19 protein-coding genes are annotated in these 17,316 nt (G+C 72.1%); 9 read left to right on the top strand and 10 right to left on the bottom strand.

Annotation, left to right across the window (positions count from 1 at the left end; all coding sequences use genetic code 11):
- Positions 1–4: 4 nt before the first annotated feature.
- Positions 5–1,084 (bottom strand): NADH:flavin oxidoreductase/NADH oxidase, encoded by a 1,080-nt coding sequence (locus ACZ4EG_RS12500; RefSeq protein WP_467790612.1) that lies wholly within the window; start codon positions 1,082–1,084, stop codon positions 5–7.
- Between the two features lie 126 nt (positions 1,085–1,210).
- Here ACZ4EG_RS12500 and ACZ4EG_RS12495 point away from each other — a divergent pair, with 126 nt between their 5' ends.
- Positions 1,211–1,570, top strand: a complete 360-nt coding sequence (locus ACZ4EG_RS12495; protein ID WP_467790611.1) for an ArsR/SmtB family transcription factor — start codon at positions 1,211–1,213, stop codon at positions 1,568–1,570.
- Between the two features lie 49 nt (positions 1,571–1,619).
- On the opposite strand, the gene ACZ4EG_RS12490 is transcribed toward ACZ4EG_RS12495, so the two are convergent.
- The gene (locus ACZ4EG_RS12490) at positions 1,620–2,966 is read right to left on the bottom strand and encodes an FAD-dependent oxidoreductase (protein ID WP_467790610.1); all 1,347 of its coding nucleotides are present in this window, start codon (positions 2,964–2,966) and stop codon (positions 1,620–1,622) included.
- A gap of 199 nt (positions 2,967–3,165) precedes the next feature.
- On the opposite strand from ACZ4EG_RS12490, the gene ACZ4EG_RS12485 reads away from it, so the two are divergent.
- Positions 3,166–3,687 carry a DUF6214 family protein gene (locus ACZ4EG_RS12485; protein ID WP_467790609.1) on the top strand — a complete coding sequence of 174 codons (522 nt, stop codon included), beginning with the start codon at positions 3,166–3,168 and terminating at the stop codon, positions 3,685–3,687.
- Between the two features lie 13 nt (positions 3,688–3,700).
- On the opposite strand, the gene ACZ4EG_RS12480 is transcribed toward ACZ4EG_RS12485, so the two are convergent.
- The 5 genes from ACZ4EG_RS12480 to ACZ4EG_RS12460 all read right to left on the bottom strand — a co-directional run bounded on the left by ACZ4EG_RS12480 (position 3,701) and on the right by ACZ4EG_RS12460 (position 7,601).
- Positions 3,701–4,363 carry a TetR/AcrR family transcriptional regulator gene (locus tag ACZ4EG_RS12480; protein ID WP_467790608.1) on the bottom strand — a complete coding sequence of 221 codons (663 nt, stop codon included), beginning with the start codon at positions 4,361–4,363 and terminating at the stop codon, positions 3,701–3,703.
- A gap of 75 nt (positions 4,364–4,438) precedes the next feature.
- Positions 4,439–5,215 (bottom strand): HAD family hydrolase, encoded by a 777-nt coding sequence (locus tag ACZ4EG_RS12475; RefSeq protein WP_467790607.1) that lies wholly within the window; start codon positions 5,213–5,215, stop codon positions 4,439–4,441.
- Between the two features lie 10 nt (positions 5,216–5,225).
- Positions 5,226–5,957 carry a phosphatase PAP2 family protein gene (locus ACZ4EG_RS12470; RefSeq protein ID WP_467790606.1) on the bottom strand — a complete coding sequence of 244 codons (732 nt, stop codon included), beginning with the start codon at positions 5,955–5,957 and terminating at the stop codon, positions 5,226–5,228.
- 59 nt (positions 5,958–6,016) lie between these two features.
- The gene (locus ACZ4EG_RS12465; protein ID WP_453550752.1) at positions 6,017–6,952 is read right to left on the bottom strand and encodes a M56 family metallopeptidase; all 936 of its coding nucleotides are present in this window, start codon (positions 6,950–6,952) and stop codon (positions 6,017–6,019) included.
- Positions 6,953–7,049: 97 nt separating this feature from the next.
- Entirely contained in the window at positions 7,050–7,601 is a 552-nt protein-coding gene (locus ACZ4EG_RS12460) for a DUF5134 domain-containing protein (RefSeq protein ID WP_453550749.1), read from the bottom strand.
- Positions 7,602–7,783: 182 nt separating this feature from the next.
- On the opposite strand from ACZ4EG_RS12460, the gene ACZ4EG_RS12455 reads away from it, so the two are divergent.
- Both ACZ4EG_RS12455 and ACZ4EG_RS12450 read left to right on the top strand, forming a co-directional pair.
- A complete protein-coding gene (locus ACZ4EG_RS12455; protein WP_467790605.1) occupies positions 7,784–9,463 on the top strand; it encodes an FUSC family protein in 1,680 nt (559 codons plus the stop codon).
- Complete coding sequence (locus ACZ4EG_RS12450) at positions 9,460–10,008, top strand: MarR family winged helix-turn-helix transcriptional regulator (RefSeq protein WP_390710551.1); 549 nt, start codon at positions 9,460–9,462, stop codon at positions 10,006–10,008. Before ACZ4EG_RS12455 ends, ACZ4EG_RS12450 begins: the two co-directional genes overlap by 4 nt.
- 85 nt (positions 10,009–10,093) lie before the next feature.
- On the opposite strand, the gene ACZ4EG_RS12445 is transcribed toward ACZ4EG_RS12450, so the two are convergent.
- Entirely contained in the window at positions 10,094–10,858 is a 765-nt protein-coding gene (locus ACZ4EG_RS12445; protein ID WP_467790604.1) for a VOC family protein, read from the bottom strand.
- A gap of 165 nt (positions 10,859–11,023) precedes the next feature.
- Between ACZ4EG_RS12445 and ACZ4EG_RS12440 the strand changes: the two genes are divergently transcribed.
- The gene (locus ACZ4EG_RS12440) at positions 11,024–11,926 is read left to right on the top strand and encodes an N-acetyltransferase (RefSeq protein WP_467790603.1); all 903 of its coding nucleotides are present in this window, start codon (positions 11,024–11,026) and stop codon (positions 11,924–11,926) included.
- Here ACZ4EG_RS12440 and ACZ4EG_RS12435 read toward each other — a convergent pair.
- Positions 11,923–12,315, bottom strand: a complete 393-nt coding sequence (locus ACZ4EG_RS12435; protein WP_453550739.1) for a VOC family protein — start codon at positions 12,313–12,315, stop codon at positions 11,923–11,925. The two genes, ACZ4EG_RS12440 and ACZ4EG_RS12435, sit on opposite strands and share 4 nt — an antisense overlap.
- A 71-nt stretch (positions 12,316–12,386) precedes the next feature.
- Here ACZ4EG_RS12435 and ACZ4EG_RS12430 point away from each other — a divergent pair, with 71 nt between their 5' ends.
- Positions 12,387–12,926 carry a GNAT family N-acetyltransferase gene (locus ACZ4EG_RS12430; RefSeq protein ID WP_467790602.1) on the top strand — a complete coding sequence of 180 codons (540 nt, stop codon included), beginning with the start codon at positions 12,387–12,389 and terminating at the stop codon, positions 12,924–12,926.
- Between the two features lie 3 nt (positions 12,927–12,929).
- On the opposite strand, the gene ACZ4EG_RS12425 is transcribed toward ACZ4EG_RS12430, so the two are convergent.
- Positions 12,930–13,613, bottom strand: a complete 684-nt coding sequence (locus ACZ4EG_RS12425; protein WP_390710555.1) for a glycerophosphodiester phosphodiesterase — start codon at positions 13,611–13,613, stop codon at positions 12,930–12,932.
- A 437-nt stretch (positions 13,614–14,050) separates the two neighbouring features.
- Between ACZ4EG_RS12425 and ACZ4EG_RS12420 the strand changes: the two genes are divergently transcribed.
- Genes ACZ4EG_RS12420 through ACZ4EG_RS12410 form a run of 3 tightly spaced genes read left to right on the top strand, consistent with a single transcriptional unit; the run spans position 14,051 to position 17,309 of the window.
- A complete protein-coding gene (locus ACZ4EG_RS12420; RefSeq protein WP_467790601.1) occupies positions 14,051–15,448 on the top strand; it encodes a DUF6421 family protein in 1,398 nt (465 codons plus the stop codon).
- Positions 15,449–15,486: 38 nt separating this feature from the next.
- Positions 15,487–16,242: an SDR family NAD(P)-dependent oxidoreductase gene (locus ACZ4EG_RS12415; protein WP_363300678.1), complete on the top strand. Its 756-nt coding sequence runs from the start codon at positions 15,487–15,489 to the stop codon at positions 16,240–16,242.
- Positions 16,239–17,309, top strand: a complete 1,071-nt coding sequence (locus tag ACZ4EG_RS12410) for a threonine aldolase family protein (RefSeq protein ID WP_453550731.1) — start codon at positions 16,239–16,241, stop codon at positions 17,307–17,309. The genes ACZ4EG_RS12415 and ACZ4EG_RS12410 overlap by 4 nt, the downstream gene beginning before the upstream one ends.
- Positions 17,310–17,316: the final 7 nt, after the last annotated feature.

Here is a 17,316-nt window from a genome sequence, read left to right as displayed (position 1 = left end):
CATGTCACACCGACCGGTGATACTGCTCCGGCACCCGCACCTCGCCCCCGAGCTCGCGTGCCGCCAGCCGCGGCCAGGACGGGTTGCGGAGCAGCTCGCGGCCCAGCAGTACCGCGTCCGCCTCGCCGTTGGGCACGATCTTGGCCGCCTGCTCGGCATCCGTGATCAGGCCCACGGCGGCGACCGGCATCGAGGTCTCGGCCTTCACCCGTGCGGCGAAGGGAACTTGGTAGCCGGGGGCGACGGGGATGCGGACGCCGGAGGCGTTGCCGCCGGTTGAGACGTCGAGCAGGTCGATGCCGTGGGTGTGCAGTTCGCCCGCGAAGCGGACCGTGTCGTCCGGGGACCAGCCGTTCTCCTCCAGCCAGTCGGTCGCGGAGATACGGAAGAACAGCGGCTTGTCGTCCGGCCACACCGCCCGTACGGCGTCGACGACCTCCAGGGCGAAACGGGTGCGGTTCTCGTACGAGCCGCCGTATGCGTCGGTGCGGTGGTTGGAGTGCGGGGAGAGGAATTCGCCGATCAGATAGCCATGGGCGCCGTGGATCTCGACGATCTCGAAACCGGCGGCGAGGGCGCGGCGGGCGGCGGTCGCGAACTGCTCGACGATCGCCCGGATCTGATCCACCGTCAACTCGTCCGGCACCGGGTGCCTGTCGTCGAACGCGACCGGGCTCGGCGCCAGCGGCTGCCAGCCGTGCGCCTCCGGGCCGACCGGTGCGCCGCCCTTCCAGGGCCGGTCCGTGGAGGCCTTCCGGCCGGCGTGCGCGAGCTGGACCGCGGGCACGGTGCCCTGTGCGGCCAGGAAGCCCGTGATCCGGCGGAACGCCTCGGCCTGTGTGTCGTTCCAGAGGCCCAGGTCGTACGGCGAGATCCGGCCCTCGGGGGAGACGGCCGTGGCCTCGACGACGATCAGACCGGCGCCACCGGTCGCGCGGGCCGCGTAGTGGGCGAAGTGCCAGTCGTGCGGGGCGCCGGTCAGCGGGCCCTCGGGGGCGGCCGAGTACTGGCACATCGGGGGCATCCAGACCCTGTTCGGGATGGTCACTTCGCGCAGGGTGCAGGGCTCGAAGAGCGCGCTCACGGCGGACTCCATTCGTCGCGGGGCCAGTGGCAGGCTTGTACGATAGGCATCGTAGTACGGTGGATGTCAAACTACGACGCTTCTCGTACAATGAAGGTGCCGATCAGCCGAAGTGGAGCCGCCGCCGTGACCAGTAGCACCGACGCGACCAGTCGCGCGCTTCCGCATCCGAGCTGCGACGAGATCCGACTGGAGGCCGTGCTGCACGCGCTCTCCGATCCGCTGCGGCTGCAGATCGTGCGCGATCTCGCCACCGACGGCGGTGAGCTCTCGTGTTCGCACTTCGACCTGCCGGTCACCAAGTCCACGACCACGCACCACTTCCGGGTGCTGCGCGAGAGCGGAGTGATCCGGCAGGTCTACCGGGGCACGGCCAAGATGAACGGCCTGCGCAGGGAGGACCTGGAGCGGCTCTTCCCGGGACTTCTCGGCAGCCTCCTCGCCGCCGCCGACCGTCAGGCGGTCCGCCTCGGGGGCGACGGCTGAGCCGGCACAATCGCCGCGACCGGGCCGCGTACATCCCGAACCGGCCTGCCTACGAGGCCGCCGTCCGTGCCGCCGTCAGCAGCGAGTCCCAGTCGGCCAGCTTGACCACGCTGCGGCCCAGCGACGCCCCGAGTTCCGCCTCGGCCCGCTCGATGGCCTGCCAGCCCGCCCACGCGACCGGCTCGATCCCCGCGGCGCGCAGCGCCGCGACGGGGTCCGCCGGCACGTCCCGGCGTTCGAGCACGGGAGCGTCCTGAAGCAGGGACGTCGCCGTCTCCTTGGCGCAGGGGCGGTTGGTGCCGATGACACCGGTCGGACCGCGCTTGATCCACCCGGACACATACTCGCCCGGGGAGGCGAGGCCGTCGCGCACGACGCGGCCCTCCTCGTTGGGCACGGTGCCGGTGCGCGGGTCGAACGGCAGCCCTGCCAGTGGCACTCCGCGATATCCCACCGAGCGCAGCACCAACTGCGCCTCGATGTCCTCGAAGCGACCCGTGCCGGTCACCCCGCCGTGCCCGTCCGGCGCCGTCCGCTCGAAGCGCACCGCGCCCACCCGCCCATCCTCGGCGAGGAGTTCGACGGGACGCAGGAAGAAGCGCAGCCCGATGTGGCGTGCCGCGTCCCCGGGCGGCCGGTCCGCCCAGCCGCGCAGCACCTCCACGTTGCGGCGCTGCGGCGCGGGCAGTCCCGAAGAGTCGGTGTAGGCCGGGTCCAGTGCCAACTCGGCTCGGTCGACGACGACTTCGGTGTCGGGCAGGCCGCCCAGCTCGCGCAGCTCCTTCGTGGTGAAGCGGGCCTGCGAGGGGCCGCGCCGGCCCACCATGTGCACGTCGGTCACCCGGCTCGCGGCCAGTGTCGTCAGCGCCGCCTGCGGCATGTCGGTGGGGTTCAGCTCCGCCGCCCCGCGGGCCAGCATCCGCGTCACGTCGACCGCGACATTGCCCACGCCGATGACCACGGCCGACCTGACCTCGTGGACGAAGTCCTGCGGCCGGGAGTCGGGATGCGCGCTGTACCAGGACACGAACTCGGTCGCCGACCAGCTGCCCGGCAGATCCTCGCCGGGAATGCCCAGGTGCCGGTCGGTCGCGGCGCCCACGCAGTACACCACCGCGTGGTACAGCTCCCGCAGCCGGTCCACCGGCAGCCCGCGGGGGCCGCCGATCTGCACGCCACCGAGGAACCTCACCCGGTCGTGCTCCAGGACCGTCCGCAGGTTTCCCTGCAGCGACTTGATCTTCTCGTGGTCCGGTGCCACGCCGTAGCGCACCAGACCGTACGGGCACGGCAACCGGTCCAGGACGTCGACTCGCACCTCGGAGTCCTGCTGGATCAGGCTCTGGGCGGTGTAGCACCCGCTCGGCCCGGAGCCGACAACGGCGACACGCAGCACGGGGGAACCCCTTCCCCGGAAGGCCGGAGGAGATCGCTGATGGCTCCAGCATTGCACCGCAAGGGCTCCACTGACAGGGTGCAGGCGGGTGATGTGGAAGCGTGTCCATTCGTATGGATTGTGATCATGCGGTTACGTTCCGTGTGTGCTAGACGCATCCTTTCTTAATCTTTCCGCCCGTTGTGCGGCGGACGGCGCGGTGACCGTCCAGCCCGCGTGGGCGGTGCGGGAGCGCGGGGAGCGTACGTCCTGGTTCCATGTCCTGCTGGCCTTCGCCGACGGCGCCCGGGTCGACGCACTGGCCGTGGTGACCGGGGCAAGCGTCTCCATCGAGGACGTCAGGGCCCAGCCCGCCCTCTCCCTGGCCGACCTGACGGTCCTCGCCGACTGGATCGAGACACCGCTGTTCGAGGCGTGCGGCATGAAGACGAAGGCCGGGGCGGAGGCGAACGCCGCCGGGGAGACGGTTGCCGGGACAGGGACGGCGTACGGCATCGACCACGCCAGGCCGCTCGGCCCGAGCCGTGCCCGCCCCACGTGGCCGCGGGGCATCGAGGGGCGCCGGCTCGTCGCGGAGAAGTACCGCGCCGCCCGGGACGAGGGGCTCGACCCCGTCCTCGCGGTGATGTGCGCGACCGGGCGCAGTCGCCGCAGGTCGCTCCGGCTCATCGCCCGGGCGCGGGACGCGGGCCTGCTGACGCCCGGTCACGCACGGCGCTGACGGCCCGGTCCGGTCACTCCGGCCGGTCGTCCGTCGCGAAGAACCGCGACAGATCCTTCTCGCACGTGCTGCCGGGCGGCTCGGTCCCGGGCGGGATGCCCAGCTCCCAGTCGAGCCGGTAGCGCTTGAACAGCTCCGCCCGCAGGACGGGGATCTGCATCGGCACCCCGGGGATCAGCGCCGCGTACACGGCGCCCATGAGCAGCGCGCGCAGCATCGGGTAGTCGGTCGCGACGTCCTGCGAGCCGTACCGGGCGACGGTGTCGCTGAGCAGCTCCGACAGGCGCCGCTGCTCCGGGCACTGCACGAACCCCTGGGCCTGCAGGAGTCCGGCCATGTGCTGCCGCATCAGCACGGGCCGGTCGCGGGCCAGCCCCAGGATCGCGTCGATGGCCCTGGCCAGCAGCTCCCGGCCGTCCTCGGTGCGCGGCTCGCGCTCCAGGGCCTCCTGCAGCGTCCGGTGCATCAGCCGGTGCACCGCGGACTGCACCAGCTGGCGTTTGCCGGGGAAGTAGTACGACACCAGTCCGCGTGCCGAACCCGCCCGGTCCGCGATGTCACCCAGGGTCGTGGCCTCGAAACCGTGCTCGCCGACCAGCTCGACCGCGGCCTGCAGGAGCCGCTCCCGGGAACGTCGGCGCAACTCTTCATTGACCGAGGCGCTGCGCGGGGACATGCTGTAACTCCTGCGTTGACTGGCTGCCAGCCAACTATACTCAACGCGGTGGGCCCGGCTTCTGCGCGGGTCCGTTCAGGGCTGCCGTCCGTCTGGGGCGACGCGGGGGATCGTCTCAGGCGGGCGGCGTTTTCCTTCGTACGACGGTGCACCGGGGGCGGGCCGGCCCATCAGGTCCAGCACCGGCAGCAGCGCGTCCGGTCGCTCGGCGCACGGCACATGGTCCACGAAGTGCACCCGGCAGCCCAGCGCGCTCGCGCCACCGTCCGCCGGGCGGCTGTCGCCGACCATCAGTACGTCCCGCGGATCGGCGTCGAGGGCCTCGCAGGCGGCGGAGAACAGCCGTGGGTCCGGCTTCTGGACGCCGTGTTCGTACGACAGGACGTACGCGTCCACGTAGGGGTCGAGGCCGTGCTCGCGGAACACCGGGCGCAGGTCCCAGCCGATGTTGCTGACGATGCCGACCCCGATGCCGCGCTCGCGGAGCGTCCGCAGCACCTCGGCGGCGTCGGGGTACGGGGACCATGCGGCCGGGGACATGTGCCGCTCGTACAGCGCGTCGTGCAGCGCGGGGTCGGGGAGTGGGACCCGCCGGGACAGACCCGTGTACGCGGCCCGGTGCGACTCGGCGCTCTCGTCGCGCACCGCCCACACCTCGGCGAGCTCCTCGGGCAGCTCGACCGGGAACGCACCGCCCGGCAGCGCACCCGCCGTCTCCAACGCCCGTGCCGTCTCGATCAGTTCCGGCCCGGAAAGACTGAAGACCGTCTCGGCCAGTACGGCGCGCAGCCATGACTCGGTGGACTCGACACGGAAGAGGGTCCCGGAGAAGTCGAAGAGGACGGCAGCCATGTGCTGGACCCTACCGGCGGTCCGTCCAGGGCATGGCCGCGGTCCGGCGCGTGTCGGTTCGGCGGAGCGGGTCGCGCAGCGCCCCGGAACTTGTCGGCCGGTCACCCAGCGGCCCCTCGTACACCACCACCGCCACGGCCACCACCAGCGCCCCCAGCAGCCACCCGCCCACCACGTCCGAGAACCAGTGCACCCCCAGCCACACCCGGGTCAGGCCGACCCCGACGACGGAGACCACCCCCACCGTGAGCGCCGTACGCCACAGGACGCGCCCGGCGCCGAAGTGGCGCAGCAGCCACAGCAGCAGGCCGCACACCACCGTGGCGGTCATCGCGTGACCGGAGGGGAAGGCCGCGTAGTGCGCGGAGTCGACGGGGTCCGGCCAGACCGGGCGCGGGCGGCCGACAGCCGCCTTCAGCGCCTGCTGCGCCACCGTGCCCAGCGCGCAGACGACCTCCAGCCACAGCGCCGCCCGCCACGCCGAGCGGCGCCACACCAGCCACAGCGCGGCCGCCGCGGCCACCAGGCGCATGGTCAGCGGGTCCCAGACCCAGTCCGTGAGGATGCGGAAGAAATGCGTGAGGCCGTGTTCGTCGAGCGCCCAGCGGTGGGTGGTGCGGGCGATGTGCCCGTCCAGGGTCATCAGGGGGCGCCACTCGACCGCGACCAGGGTCAGCAGCGCCGCGCAGAGTACGGTCAGGGCGGCAAAGGCGAGGACGGCCGGGCGCGTCGGGCGGTGCATGCCGTGATCTTCCCCGACGCGTGGCGCCGGAGGCCAGCCCCGGAGCAATCGCCGGCGGCTCAGCCGAGCGCGCGCAGCCCTGGGACGAGCGTCACCAGCACCGGGATCACCGGCACGAACGCCGCTGCCGCCGTCAGCTTCAGGCGGCGCAGCGCGGTCAGCCGGTCCGGGGGAGTGAGCAGCCGGTGCACCCGCTCCGGGACATGGGTCTGCGAGGTGGCGCCGGGGCCGAACACACCCCGGTCCTCGTTGAGTTCGACCAGCGCCAGCGCGATGGTCAGCCGGCCGAAGCGGCGCGATGCCATGTCGTCGGCGGCCAGCTCGACCAGCCGGTGCATCTCCTCGCGGAACGCGGCGAACACCGGGACCTGCGGGAATCCGCCCGCCAGCGCGCCCGAGCAGTACAGCAGCCAGTGGTGCCGGGCCCGTGCGTGACCCTGCTCATGGGCGAATACGGCGTCCAGTTGCCGCCCCTTCAGGCGGCGCAACGCGGCCGTGGTGATGACGAGTTGAGGTGCGGCGCCGGGCAGCCACCAGGCGCCCGGCCGCTCTCCCTCCAGCATGACGAGCCGTCCGCCCACCGGCTCCTCGCCCGGCAACAGCGGGGCGCGCACCAGGAGTTCGGCCCGCCGGCGGCGCCGCCGCGCCCCGGCCCGTACGACCTCGCGGACCAGCATCGCCCCGGTCCACAGCCCGCCGCAGGCGAGCGCCACCGCGGTCGCCGCCGCCCAGGGGCCGGTCGAGCCGAGGCCGTACGCGTCCACGACGGCGCTCGGCGCCGGCGCGAACACATGCCCGCGCACCGCCTGCCAGGCCGCTGCCGCGCTGAGGGTCATCGACAGCGCGCAGCACAGCAGTACGGCCGCCACGACGCACTGCCACACCCACAGCGCGACCACCGGTTCCCGGTCCGGCCAGTCGGCCCGGGCGAGCAGCCGGGGAGCGACGACGGCGGTCAGGGCGCCGAGCAGCAGCAGTGCCACGGGGACCATCATGAACAACAGCCTAGGAGCGTCGGGCCGCCCGCGGGTACGGTCCGTCGCGGCAAGTGACGCAGACAACGCTTTCGTACGGTGCGCCGCACGGCGCCCGTCACAGCGTGAGCAGCATCGCCAGCATCCCGATCCCCATCGACAGCCGGCACGCCCGGGCCAGCTCCGGCCGGTCCCCCCATCCGGCGACGGCCCCGGTGGATCCCGCCGCGGTGGCGGGGATCAGCCGGACGCCGGACAGCAGCACATAGCCGGTGAAGTAGACGAGCAGCAGCCCCGTCACCACGGGCACCCCGGCGCCGTCGTGCGCGTGGTGACGAGGTTCCGGGGCGCCGGCCATCACGACCGCCATGTAGACCATCGCCGCGGTGCCCACCAAGTGGTGCAGATGGTGCGGGTGGCCAGGCGCGGCCCACAGGGCGCGCAAAGCGGCCGCGCCGAACACCACCGCGTACAGCGGCCACGTCCACGACGGCGGGGTGAACACCGCCGCCGGCACGGCCATGGCGGCCATGCCGAATCCCATCAGCGCCTCGCCGCCCGCGGCGCGCCGCTGCTCCTCGACGCTGCTGCGCATCCGCAGCAGACAGTAGGCGCCGGTCGCCGCACACAGCGCGACCAGCAGCCAGCCGGGCGAAGCCGGTCCGTGCACGCGCACCTCCCCGCTTTGCGCTTCACGATCCGTCCATGGTTGCGATGCCCGCGACATGCGGCGCGCACGCAAGCGCAAAGAGGTACACGGGGAGCACTCGGCGGAGCACAGCAGGTGACGACGGGGTACGGGTGGGCCTGCGGTAGATGTTTCACTAGTAAAACACATGCTAAATTGTTGGTATGAGCAGTGCCACCCCCCTCCGCCTCCCCCTCGCCGGGGTGCTGCGCCTCGGCCGGCCCTCGGACATCTGGTTCAAGCCCGCGCTCAGCGTGGTCGCCGCGGTCGCCCCGCCCAATCTCACCCTGCTGGCACTCGGCAGACTCGACCTCGCGATGTACACGATGGCCGGATCCCTGTGCGCGCTCTACGGCCACAACCGCCCGTACGCCGCACGGGCCCGCGCCCTGGCCCTGGTGGTGCTCGGCATGGTCGGCGGGCTCGCGGTGGCCCTGGTCGCCGCGTCGCTCACCACCGACGCCGTCGCCCTGGTCACCGTCGGCGCGCTCATGGCCGCCGTGCAGAAGGCGCTGTGCGACGCCGGCCGCGTCGGCCCGCCCGGGAACGTGGTGCTGACCTTCATCAGCTCCGCCTCGCTCTTCGCCCCGCAGACCCTCGGTCGGGTGCCCGGCCATGTGGGGCTCGCGCTGGCGGCGGGCGGCTGGGCCTGGCTGGTCGGCATGGCGCCCGGGCTGGTCCGCCCGCACGGCCCCGAGCGCCGCGCCACCGCCCACGCCCTGAGGGCCGCCGCCGCTTACGCCGCCACGCGCGGCACCGCCGACGGCCATGCCCGGACCCGAGCCGCCGCGGCCGTGCAGGCCGCCTGGCAGTCACTGCTCGCCACGGGCGCCCGCCCGGACCGCGCCCGTCGTGCCCTCGAACGACTCGTCGTCCGCGCCGAGGCCGCCCTCGCCGCGCCGGTGGACGCGGACCCCGGCCGGCTGCGCGCCTGGGCCCGCGACCTGCGCGGCACCGGACACATCCCCCGCGCCGACCACCTGAAGGAGGCCGCCGACGAACTCCTCGGCGTGGACGCCGAACTCGCCGCCCCACGCCCTCCGCTGTGGCGCAGACTCGGCCCCCTCACCCCGATCGCGGCCCGCACCGCCCTGGGCTGCGCCCTCGCCGGATACGCCTCCCTCGCCCTCGGAGTGGGCCGCCCCTATTGGGCCCTGGTCACCGCGGCCTCCCTCTACCAGGCCAATGTCACCCTCACCTGGAGCCGGGGCGTCCAGCGGGTCGTCGGCAACCTCGTCGGGGTCCTCGTCTTCGCCGCGGTCGTCCCGCTCGCCCATCTCCACCCGGCGGCCCTCGTGCTGTGCTGCCTGGCCTTCAACTTCGGCGCCGAGGCCCTGATCGGCCGCAACTACTGGCTCGGCAGCGTCTGCGTCACCCCGATGGCCCTGCTGATCACCGAATTCGCCCGGACGCAGGACTCCGGCCGGCTGATCACCGAACGCATCGCGGACACCCTCGTGGGCGCGCTGGTCGGGTTCGCCGCGGCCGTGGCCGTCACCAACCGGCGGGCCGGCGACCGCGTCGAGCACGCGCTGACCGCCGTCGAACGGGCCCGTGAGCACGCGGCACGCCTCCTGGCCGAGCCGCGTCCGGCGCCCCGGACCCTGGAGTCGGCCCGCCGCGGACTCGTCGCCGCGCTGGCCGAACTGCGCGCCACGGCCGACGCCGCGTCCGGCGAGTGGTGGCAACGCGCCCTCCCCCAGGAGCGGGTCGTGCTCGTCGAGCAAGCCGGACACCGTACGCTCGCCGCGACGGTACGACGCACGGGGCTGCAGTCCCGGGACGGTACGAAGGCTACGAAGACTGCGCAGTCGACAACGACAACGGAGGACGTACGGCCATGACGGCGACGAACGGACGACCGGCGGCCGGCAACGACGCGGCGAGGGGTGACACCGTCGCCGTGGTCGTCCGGCAGTGGCAGGCCGTCCACCCCGAGCTGGACACCGGGCCCATGGAGATCATCGGCCGCATCAACCGCTGCGCCGCCCTCCTGCAACAGGCCGAGGACGCCCCGCTGCGCCGCGCCGGCCTCAGCCGACCCGAGTTCGACCTGCTCGGCGCGCTGCGCCGCACCGGCCACGAACTGACCCCGAGCGAGCTGGCCCGGGAGACCTTCTCCTCGGGCGCCGCCGTCACCAAGCGCCTCAAGCACCTGACCGAGCGCGGCCTCGTCGAACGCCGTGGCGACACCCGCGACCGGCGCGTCGCCCACGTCCGCCTCACCGACAACGGCCGCGACCTCGTCGACGGCATCCTCCCCGAGCAACTGGCCTACGAGACGGCCGTACTGTCGGCGCTCGCCCCCGAGGGACAGGGACAACTGGCCGGCCTGTTGGCCGAGTTGCTGAGCCGACTCGAAGGCCGGATCGGCGTGCTGCCCGTCTGAGGCACCGGGCGCAACCCCCACGGGCAGCGCTCGGCGTACGCACCGGTCATCGACCGGGTGACGGTGACTCCGCTGGTCCGACGGATCAGCCCCGGTCGCCCTCCGCGTACACCCCGAAGGCCGCACCCTGCGGATCCCGCAGCACCCCGATGCGCCGGACGTTCCCCATCGACATCGGCTCCGCCAGGACCGAACCGCCCGCCGCGACCGCCACCTGCACCGTCGCGTCCACGTCCGTGACCGCGAAGTACGGCATCCAGTGCGGCGGCACCTCGGGCGGGAAACGGTCGCCCATGTCCGCCATCCCGCCGAAGTCCTTGCCGCCGATGCCCCACTGCGTGTACCACTCCGAGGAGTTGACGGTCCATCCGAAGACCGTGGTGTAGAAGTCCCGCGCCCGGTCGGTGTCGCGGGTCGCGAGCTCGACCCAGCCCAGCGATCCGGGCGCGTTGAACAGCCCGGCACCCGGGAACGCGCGCGCCTGCCACAGCTGGAAGGCCGCGCCCGTCGGGTCCAGGGCCACGGCGAAGCGCCCGACGTCGAAGACGTCCATCGGGCCGAGTACCACGGTCCCGCCCGCCTCCTCGACCTTCCGCGCCGCCGCGTCCGCGTCCGCCACCGCGAACGACACGTTCCACGCGACCGGTTGGGACTCCTGGTACAGCGGGGTGAGCGCGGCGACCGCCGCGTCGCCCATGTGCGCGACCGTGTAACCCCCCGCCTCCTGGCGCGGATCCGTCTCCGGAAGCCAGCCGAACAGGTCCGTGTAGAACCGCTTGGCGCCCTCCAGGTCATTCGTCCCCAGCTCCGTCCAGCAGGGTCCGCCGGTCACCGGCTTGTCGAACTTCATGGCACTCCTCCCGGCGCGGAACCGCCCCCTCTCAGCACGCTAGTCCCGCCGTCCGGCACCGGCCATCGGGAAACCCCTCGCGCGGCGCCCCGGCACGGCCGTACGCTCGTCCCGTACCGCATCGCATGGCGGCCTCCCACGACGGTTCCCGACCGGAGGTCACGCATGCCCGAGGTACGCCCCTTCCACCGCGACGACCGCGACCAGCTCACTGACCTGGTGAACGCCCATGTGGCCGCCGTCGTCCCCGGTGTCTCCGTCTCCGTGAACACCGTGCTCAGCAGCCTGGAGCGGCGGCCGGACGAGTTCCTCACCGACCCGTGGGTGAGCGAGCGCATCACACTGGTCGCCGAGCAGCGCCGGCACGTCGTCGCCGCGGCGCATCTGCTGCGCTACCGCGCCGACGCCGAGGTGGGCCCGGACTACCGGGACGCGGGCGAGATCGGCTGGTTCCTGTGGCATCCGGCGGCCTCCTACCGGCCGGACACCGAGGCGGCCGCCGACCTGCTCATGAACGCCTGCCTGGCCCGGCTCGCCCGCTGGAACGTCCGTACCCGGCACGCCTCCGGCGACCTGCCCACGCCCGCCGTCCATGGCCTGCCCCGGAACTGGCCGCACGTCCGGGCCGTCTACGAACGCGCCGGATTCCGGCACACCGGCACGACGGAGGTGATCCTGCTCGCCCGGCTCACCGACCTGCCCCGGCCCGAACCGCGCCCGGGCATCACGGTCGAGCGCACGCTGGGGGAGTGCGGCACGCGCTTCACCGCGTACGCGGCGGGATCACCCGTCGGCTTCATCGAGGTGGACACCACCCTGGCCCGCCCCGAACGCCACACCCGTGCCGAGGGCCTGGCCGACATCGGCAACCTCCACATCGACCCCGGCCGCCACGGGGAGGACTCAGAACAGCGCCTCCTCGCCCAGGCCGCCGACTGGCTCCGGCTGTGCGGCGTGGACCGCCTCCTCGCCTACGAGCGCGCCGACGACCGGGCCGGGATCGAGGCCCTGCTCAAGGCGGGCTTCCACGAACTGACGAGAACGGACCGCGTCTGGACCCACGCCTAGATGCCCGGGCGGTACCGCAGTGGATGGTCGCCCGGGACCTCCACCAGGACGATCGGGGTGCCGTCGGGATCCGCGATCCACATTTCGATCAGGCCCCACGGCTCGCGCACCGGTGGGCGCACGATCTCCACGCCCTCGGCCAGCAGTTCCGCGTGCGCCGCCGTCACGTCCGGGACCTGGAGCCACAGGCGCACGGCCGGGGGCGGCGGAGTCCGCGAGCGCCCGGAGAGCTCCAGGAAGCCGCCGCCGAGGAAGTAGACGGTGCCGTGATCGGGGCCCGTGCCGAACTCGCGGTAGACGGCGAGGCCCAGCTGCCTGCCGTAGAAGGCCCGGGACCGCTCGGGGTCGGTCGGGCGCAGGAGTGTCCGGCTGCTGAGTACGTGCACCATGCACCGGGAGCCTAGCGGCAGCGCTAGTCTCGTCACTGCCGTGCCGCGCCACAGATTCGGAGACCCGCCCCATGGACACCGCCGCCACCGCGCCCACCTTCCGCGACGCCACCGACGCCGACGTGGACGCGCTGGTCGCGCTGATCGAATCGGCGTACCGGGGAGACACCAGCCGGGTCGGGTGGACCACGGAGGCGGACATCCTGGAGGGTCAGCGGACCGACCCCGAGGGCGTGCTCCAGGTCATCAAGTCGCCCGACAGCAGGCTGCTGACGGTCGAGCGGGACGGCCGCATCGTCGCCTGCTGCCAGCTCCAGCACCGCGGTGACCACACCTACTTCGGCATGTTCGCGGTCAGCCCCACGCTGCAGGGCGCGGGCCTGGGCAAGGTGGTCATCGCGGAGGCGGAGCGGCTGGCCCGCGAGAGCTGGGCCGCCACCGAGATGCACATGACGGTGATCTCCGTACGCAACGACCTGATCGCCTGGTACGAGCGCCGCGGCTACCGCCGCACGGGCCGGATGACCCCGTTCCCGTACGGCGACGAGCGCTTCGGCATTCCGCAGCGCGACGACCTGCAGTTCGAGCTCCTGGTCAAGGAACTCGCATGACCGTTACGCCGTGAAACGGCCGGTGCGCTTGATCTCCGGGTAGTCGGTCGTCGCGCCGTCCAGCTGCAGGGCCCGTACGAGCCGCAGATGGTCCTGCGTGTTCACCACCCAGCCGATGATCCTGAGGTCCGCCTTGCGGGCGTGCTCCACGACCTCCAGGGTCAGCCGCCGGATGTTCAGGCAGACGGTCGCGGCGCCGACCTCGATGGCGCGATCCACCACGTCGGGCCCGTAGCGGCCGGCGATGAGCGCGGTGCGCACGCCCGGCACCAGGCGGGCGATCTCGGCGATCGCCTCGTCGTGGAACGAGGACACCTCCACCCGGGAGACCAGGTCCCGCTTGTGCATCACCTCGGCCAGCGCCCGGGCCGCCGCTACGTCCTTGATCTCGGCCTGCAGCGGCGCTTTCACGGCGTCCAGGACCTCCTCGAAGACCGGGACGCGCTCGCCGCGGCCCGCGTCCAGGGCACGCAGCTCGGCGAGGGTCTTCTCGGCGATCGGGCCGGTGCCGTCGGTCGTGCGGTCCACCTCGGCGTCGTGCATGACGACCAGGGCGCCGTCCTTGCTCAGGTGCAGATCGAGTTCGATCAGGTCGAGGCCGGCCTGCTGGGCGGCGACGAAGGAACGGAGGGTGTTCTCGGGCTCGACACCCATGACTCCGCGGTGACCGATGGTAAGGAAGTTCAAGGTTCGACTCGCTTCCGTCGACGGCGGCTCGGCGCACGCGCGGACGGGACGGGCATCGCGGACGTCGCTGTCCACACGGCAGAGTCGCAGCCTAATGGCCGGGTCTGCCGATGAACCCGCGCGTACACGCGGGGATTGGCGTGACAGGTGGGGCGCACCGGCCCGGCGGCTGGGCCGTGCCCGCGCCGACGCTCACCCGGGCGTGGGCGAGTCTCCCGCGCATTGACTGGCCGGATCCGATCGGTGCCCCACCGTCGGCCGCCGGGCCGCGGACCGTCGCTCGTTGAAGTCGAAAGTGAGCGTCGTCACGGTTTACGGCAGGAAAAAGAGCGGTGACCATGCGAGTCCGCAGAATATTTTCCCGCATCCACTCTTGCTGAGAGAAACCTCGTCCGCTTACGGTGTCCTCCGTTCGGTTCTCGCGTGGAGGATGGGTCATGACGGAAATTCTTGTACAGGTGGGTTCGGAGGAGCAGGTTCCTCCCGCGACCAGGGTTGTTGAGCACCCGTCGTGGCCTGTGCTCAAGGATGCCGTGGAGCAGATCCGGCCATGGCAGTCCAAGGACGGATCGATCGACTTCGACGCCGAGGGCGCCCCGCGGCGTGCGGACGCCGAGCAGGCCGTGCGCCGTGCCGTGGAGGCCGTCGAGGACCTGTCCCCGCTGCTCCCGCACGACGCCGACTACCACCAGGCCCTCGTCAAGGACCTCCGTCGCTGGGCCGACGGTGGCTTCGAGGTGCCCGACTTCCTCGACTCGCTGCTGGCCTTCCACCCCGCCGCGGGCCGCGCGGACGGCCTCCAGCACCTGGTCGTCTTCCCCATGTACACGCAGAACGGCAACCCGGACCGCAATCTGGAGGCGGTCGTCCTGCGCATGGTCTGGCCCGAGTGGCTGGCCGAGCTGGAGCGCACCCGCTATGACAACCCGCTGTTCTGCGGCATCACGTTCGAGGACTTCACGGCGGGCTACGACACCAACTCCGCCGTCCTGTTCCCCGAGACCATAGCCGTCCGTGAGGCGCCGGAACGTTTCACCTGGGGTGGCATCTTCTGCGACCGCGAGGCCGCCCGCTTCCGCCGGGTCACCGACGCCGCCGTGGACATCCTGGGCCTGGAGCTGCCCGAGGACATCGCCGCCATGGTCCACGACCAGAAGCGCTGCGAAGAGGCCTTCGTGCTGTGGGACATGGTCCACGACCGCACCCACAGCCACGGCGACCTGCCGTTCGACCCGTTCATGATCAAGCAGCGCCAGCCGTTCTGGATGTACGGCCTGGAGGAGCTGCGCTGCGACCTCACCGCCTTCAAGGAGGCCGTGCAGCTGGACGCGGACGGCGTCCCGCAGGCCCGTGACGTGCAGTACGCGGTCCTCTTCGACCGTATGTTCCGCTTCCCGCTCACCGGCGACCGCAACCGCAACTACGACGGCCTCGGCGGTCAGCTGCTCTTCGCCTACCTGCACAAGCACGATGTCGTCCGCTGGACGAACAACAAGCTCACCATCGACTGGCAGCGCGCCCCGCAGGTCACCAACCAGCTGTGCGCCGAGATCGAGAAGCTGTACCGGGACGGCATCGACCGCCCGAAGCTGGTGCACTGGTTCGCCGGTTACGAGCTGGTCTCCACCTACCTCGCCCCGCACCCGGGCTCCAAGTGGGCCAAGGGTCCCGACGCCCTGGACCTGACCCTGCCGCCGCGCAGGCTCGTCGATGACGTGCTTCCCGACGAGTTTCCGCTGAGCATGTTCTTTGAGGCACTGTCCAAGAAGCTGAAGAATGTGATCGCCTCGACCAAGGGCATCACGGCGGACAGCGCCGAGCGGGTCGCCGCGTGAGCGACCGCGCCCAGAACACTGCTACGGAGGCGAGAAAGATGGGGAACGGGGCTCTCAGCGGTGCGGTGATCGCGGTGGCCGGCGCGGGCGGTCCCGCCGGCCGGGCGACCCTGCTGCGGCTGGCCGAGGCGGGCGCGACCGTCGTCGGCGCCGACAACGACGCCGAGCGGCTGTCGGAGGCCGTGGACGCGGCCCGCTACGCGTCCGGCGGCGCCACCGTCACCGGCGACACCGTGGACCTGCTCGACCTGCAGTCCACCCGTGACTGGGCCGCCCACATCGAGAAGGACTTCGGCCGTGTCGACGGCCTGGTCCACCTCGTCGGCGGCTGGCGCGGCAGTGAGACCTTCACCAAGACCAGCCTCGACGACTGGGACTTCCTGGAGCTGCTGCTCGTCAAGACCGTGCAGCACACCTCCCTCGCCTTCCATGAGGCGCTGCAGCGCAGCGAGCGGGGGCGGTACGTGCTGATCAGCGCGGCGGGCGCGAGCAAGCCGACCGCGGGCAACGCCGCGTACTCCGCCGCCAAGGCCGCCGCCGAGGCGTGGACGCTGGCCATGGCCGACTACTTCCGCAAGGCCGGGATCTCGGAGGGCGCCGAGGGTCCGACGTCGGCGGCTGCGATCCTGGTGGTGAAGGCGTTGGTGCACGACGCGATGCGCGCCGAGCGGCCCAACGCGAAGTTCGCGGGCTTCACGGACGTCAAGGACCTGGCCGAGGCCATCGAGGGCGTCTGGAGCAAGTCCGCCGCGGAATTGAACGGAAACCGTCTGTGGCTGACCGACAGGCCGTGAACCCTCCCAGGACCGACGCGCGTCGCCACCACGACCCGGAGGTTCGCGGTTTCGCCAGTGACAACTACGCCGGTGCGCACCCGGAGGTGCTCGCCGCCCTGACGCTGGCCAACGGCGGCCATCAGGTCGCCTACGGCGAGGACGACTACACCGAGAACCTCCAGCGGATCATCCGCAGCCACTTCGGCTCCACCGCGGAGGCCTTCCCGGTCTTCAACGGCACCGGCGCCAACGTCGTCGCGCTCCAGGCGGTCACCGACCGCTGGGGCGCGGTGATCTGCGCCGAGAGCGCGCACATCAACGTCGACGAGGGCGGCGCCCCCGAGCGCATGGGCGGCCTCAAGCTGCTCACCGTGCCCACGCCCGACGGCAAGCTCACGCCCGAGCTGATCGACCGGCAGGCGTACGGCTGGGAGGACGAGCACCGGGCGATGCCGCAGGTCGTCTCGATCACCCAGAGCACGGAGCTCGGCACCCTCTACACGCCGGACGAGATCCGCGCGATCTGCGAGCACGCCCATGCGCACGGCATGAAGGTGCACCTGGACGGCTCCCGGATAGCCAACGCGGCCGCCTCCCTGAACGTCCCCCTGCGGACCTTCACCAATGCGGTCGGCGTCGACATCCTGTCCCTGGGCGGGACGAAGAACGGTGCCGTGTTCGGCGAGGCGGTCGTGGTCATCAACCAGGACGCCGTCAGCCACATGAAGCATCTGCGCAAGCTGTCCATGCAGCTCGCCTCCAAGATGCGCTTCGTGTCGGTGCAGCTGGAGGCGCTGCTCGCCAAGGACCTGTGGCTGCGCAACGCCCGCCACGCCAACGAGATGGCCCAGCGCCTCGCGGAGGGCGTGCGCGCGGTGCACGGGGTGGAGATCCTCTACCCGGTGCAGGCCAACGGTGTCTTCGCGCAGCTCCCGCACGACGTGAGTGAGCGGCTGCAGAAGCGGTTCCGGTTCTACTTCTGGGACGAGGCCGCGGGGGTCGTGCGCTGGATGTGCTCCTTCGACACGACCGAGGACGACGTGGACGCGTTCGTGGCGGCGCTCAAGGAGGAGATGGCGCGCTAGCAGGACG

Source organism: Streptomyces sp. NPDC025638 (assembly GCF_055558775.1).
Note: the sequence above shows the minus strand (reverse complement) of the source record. Positions and strands in the feature narration are given on the sequence as shown.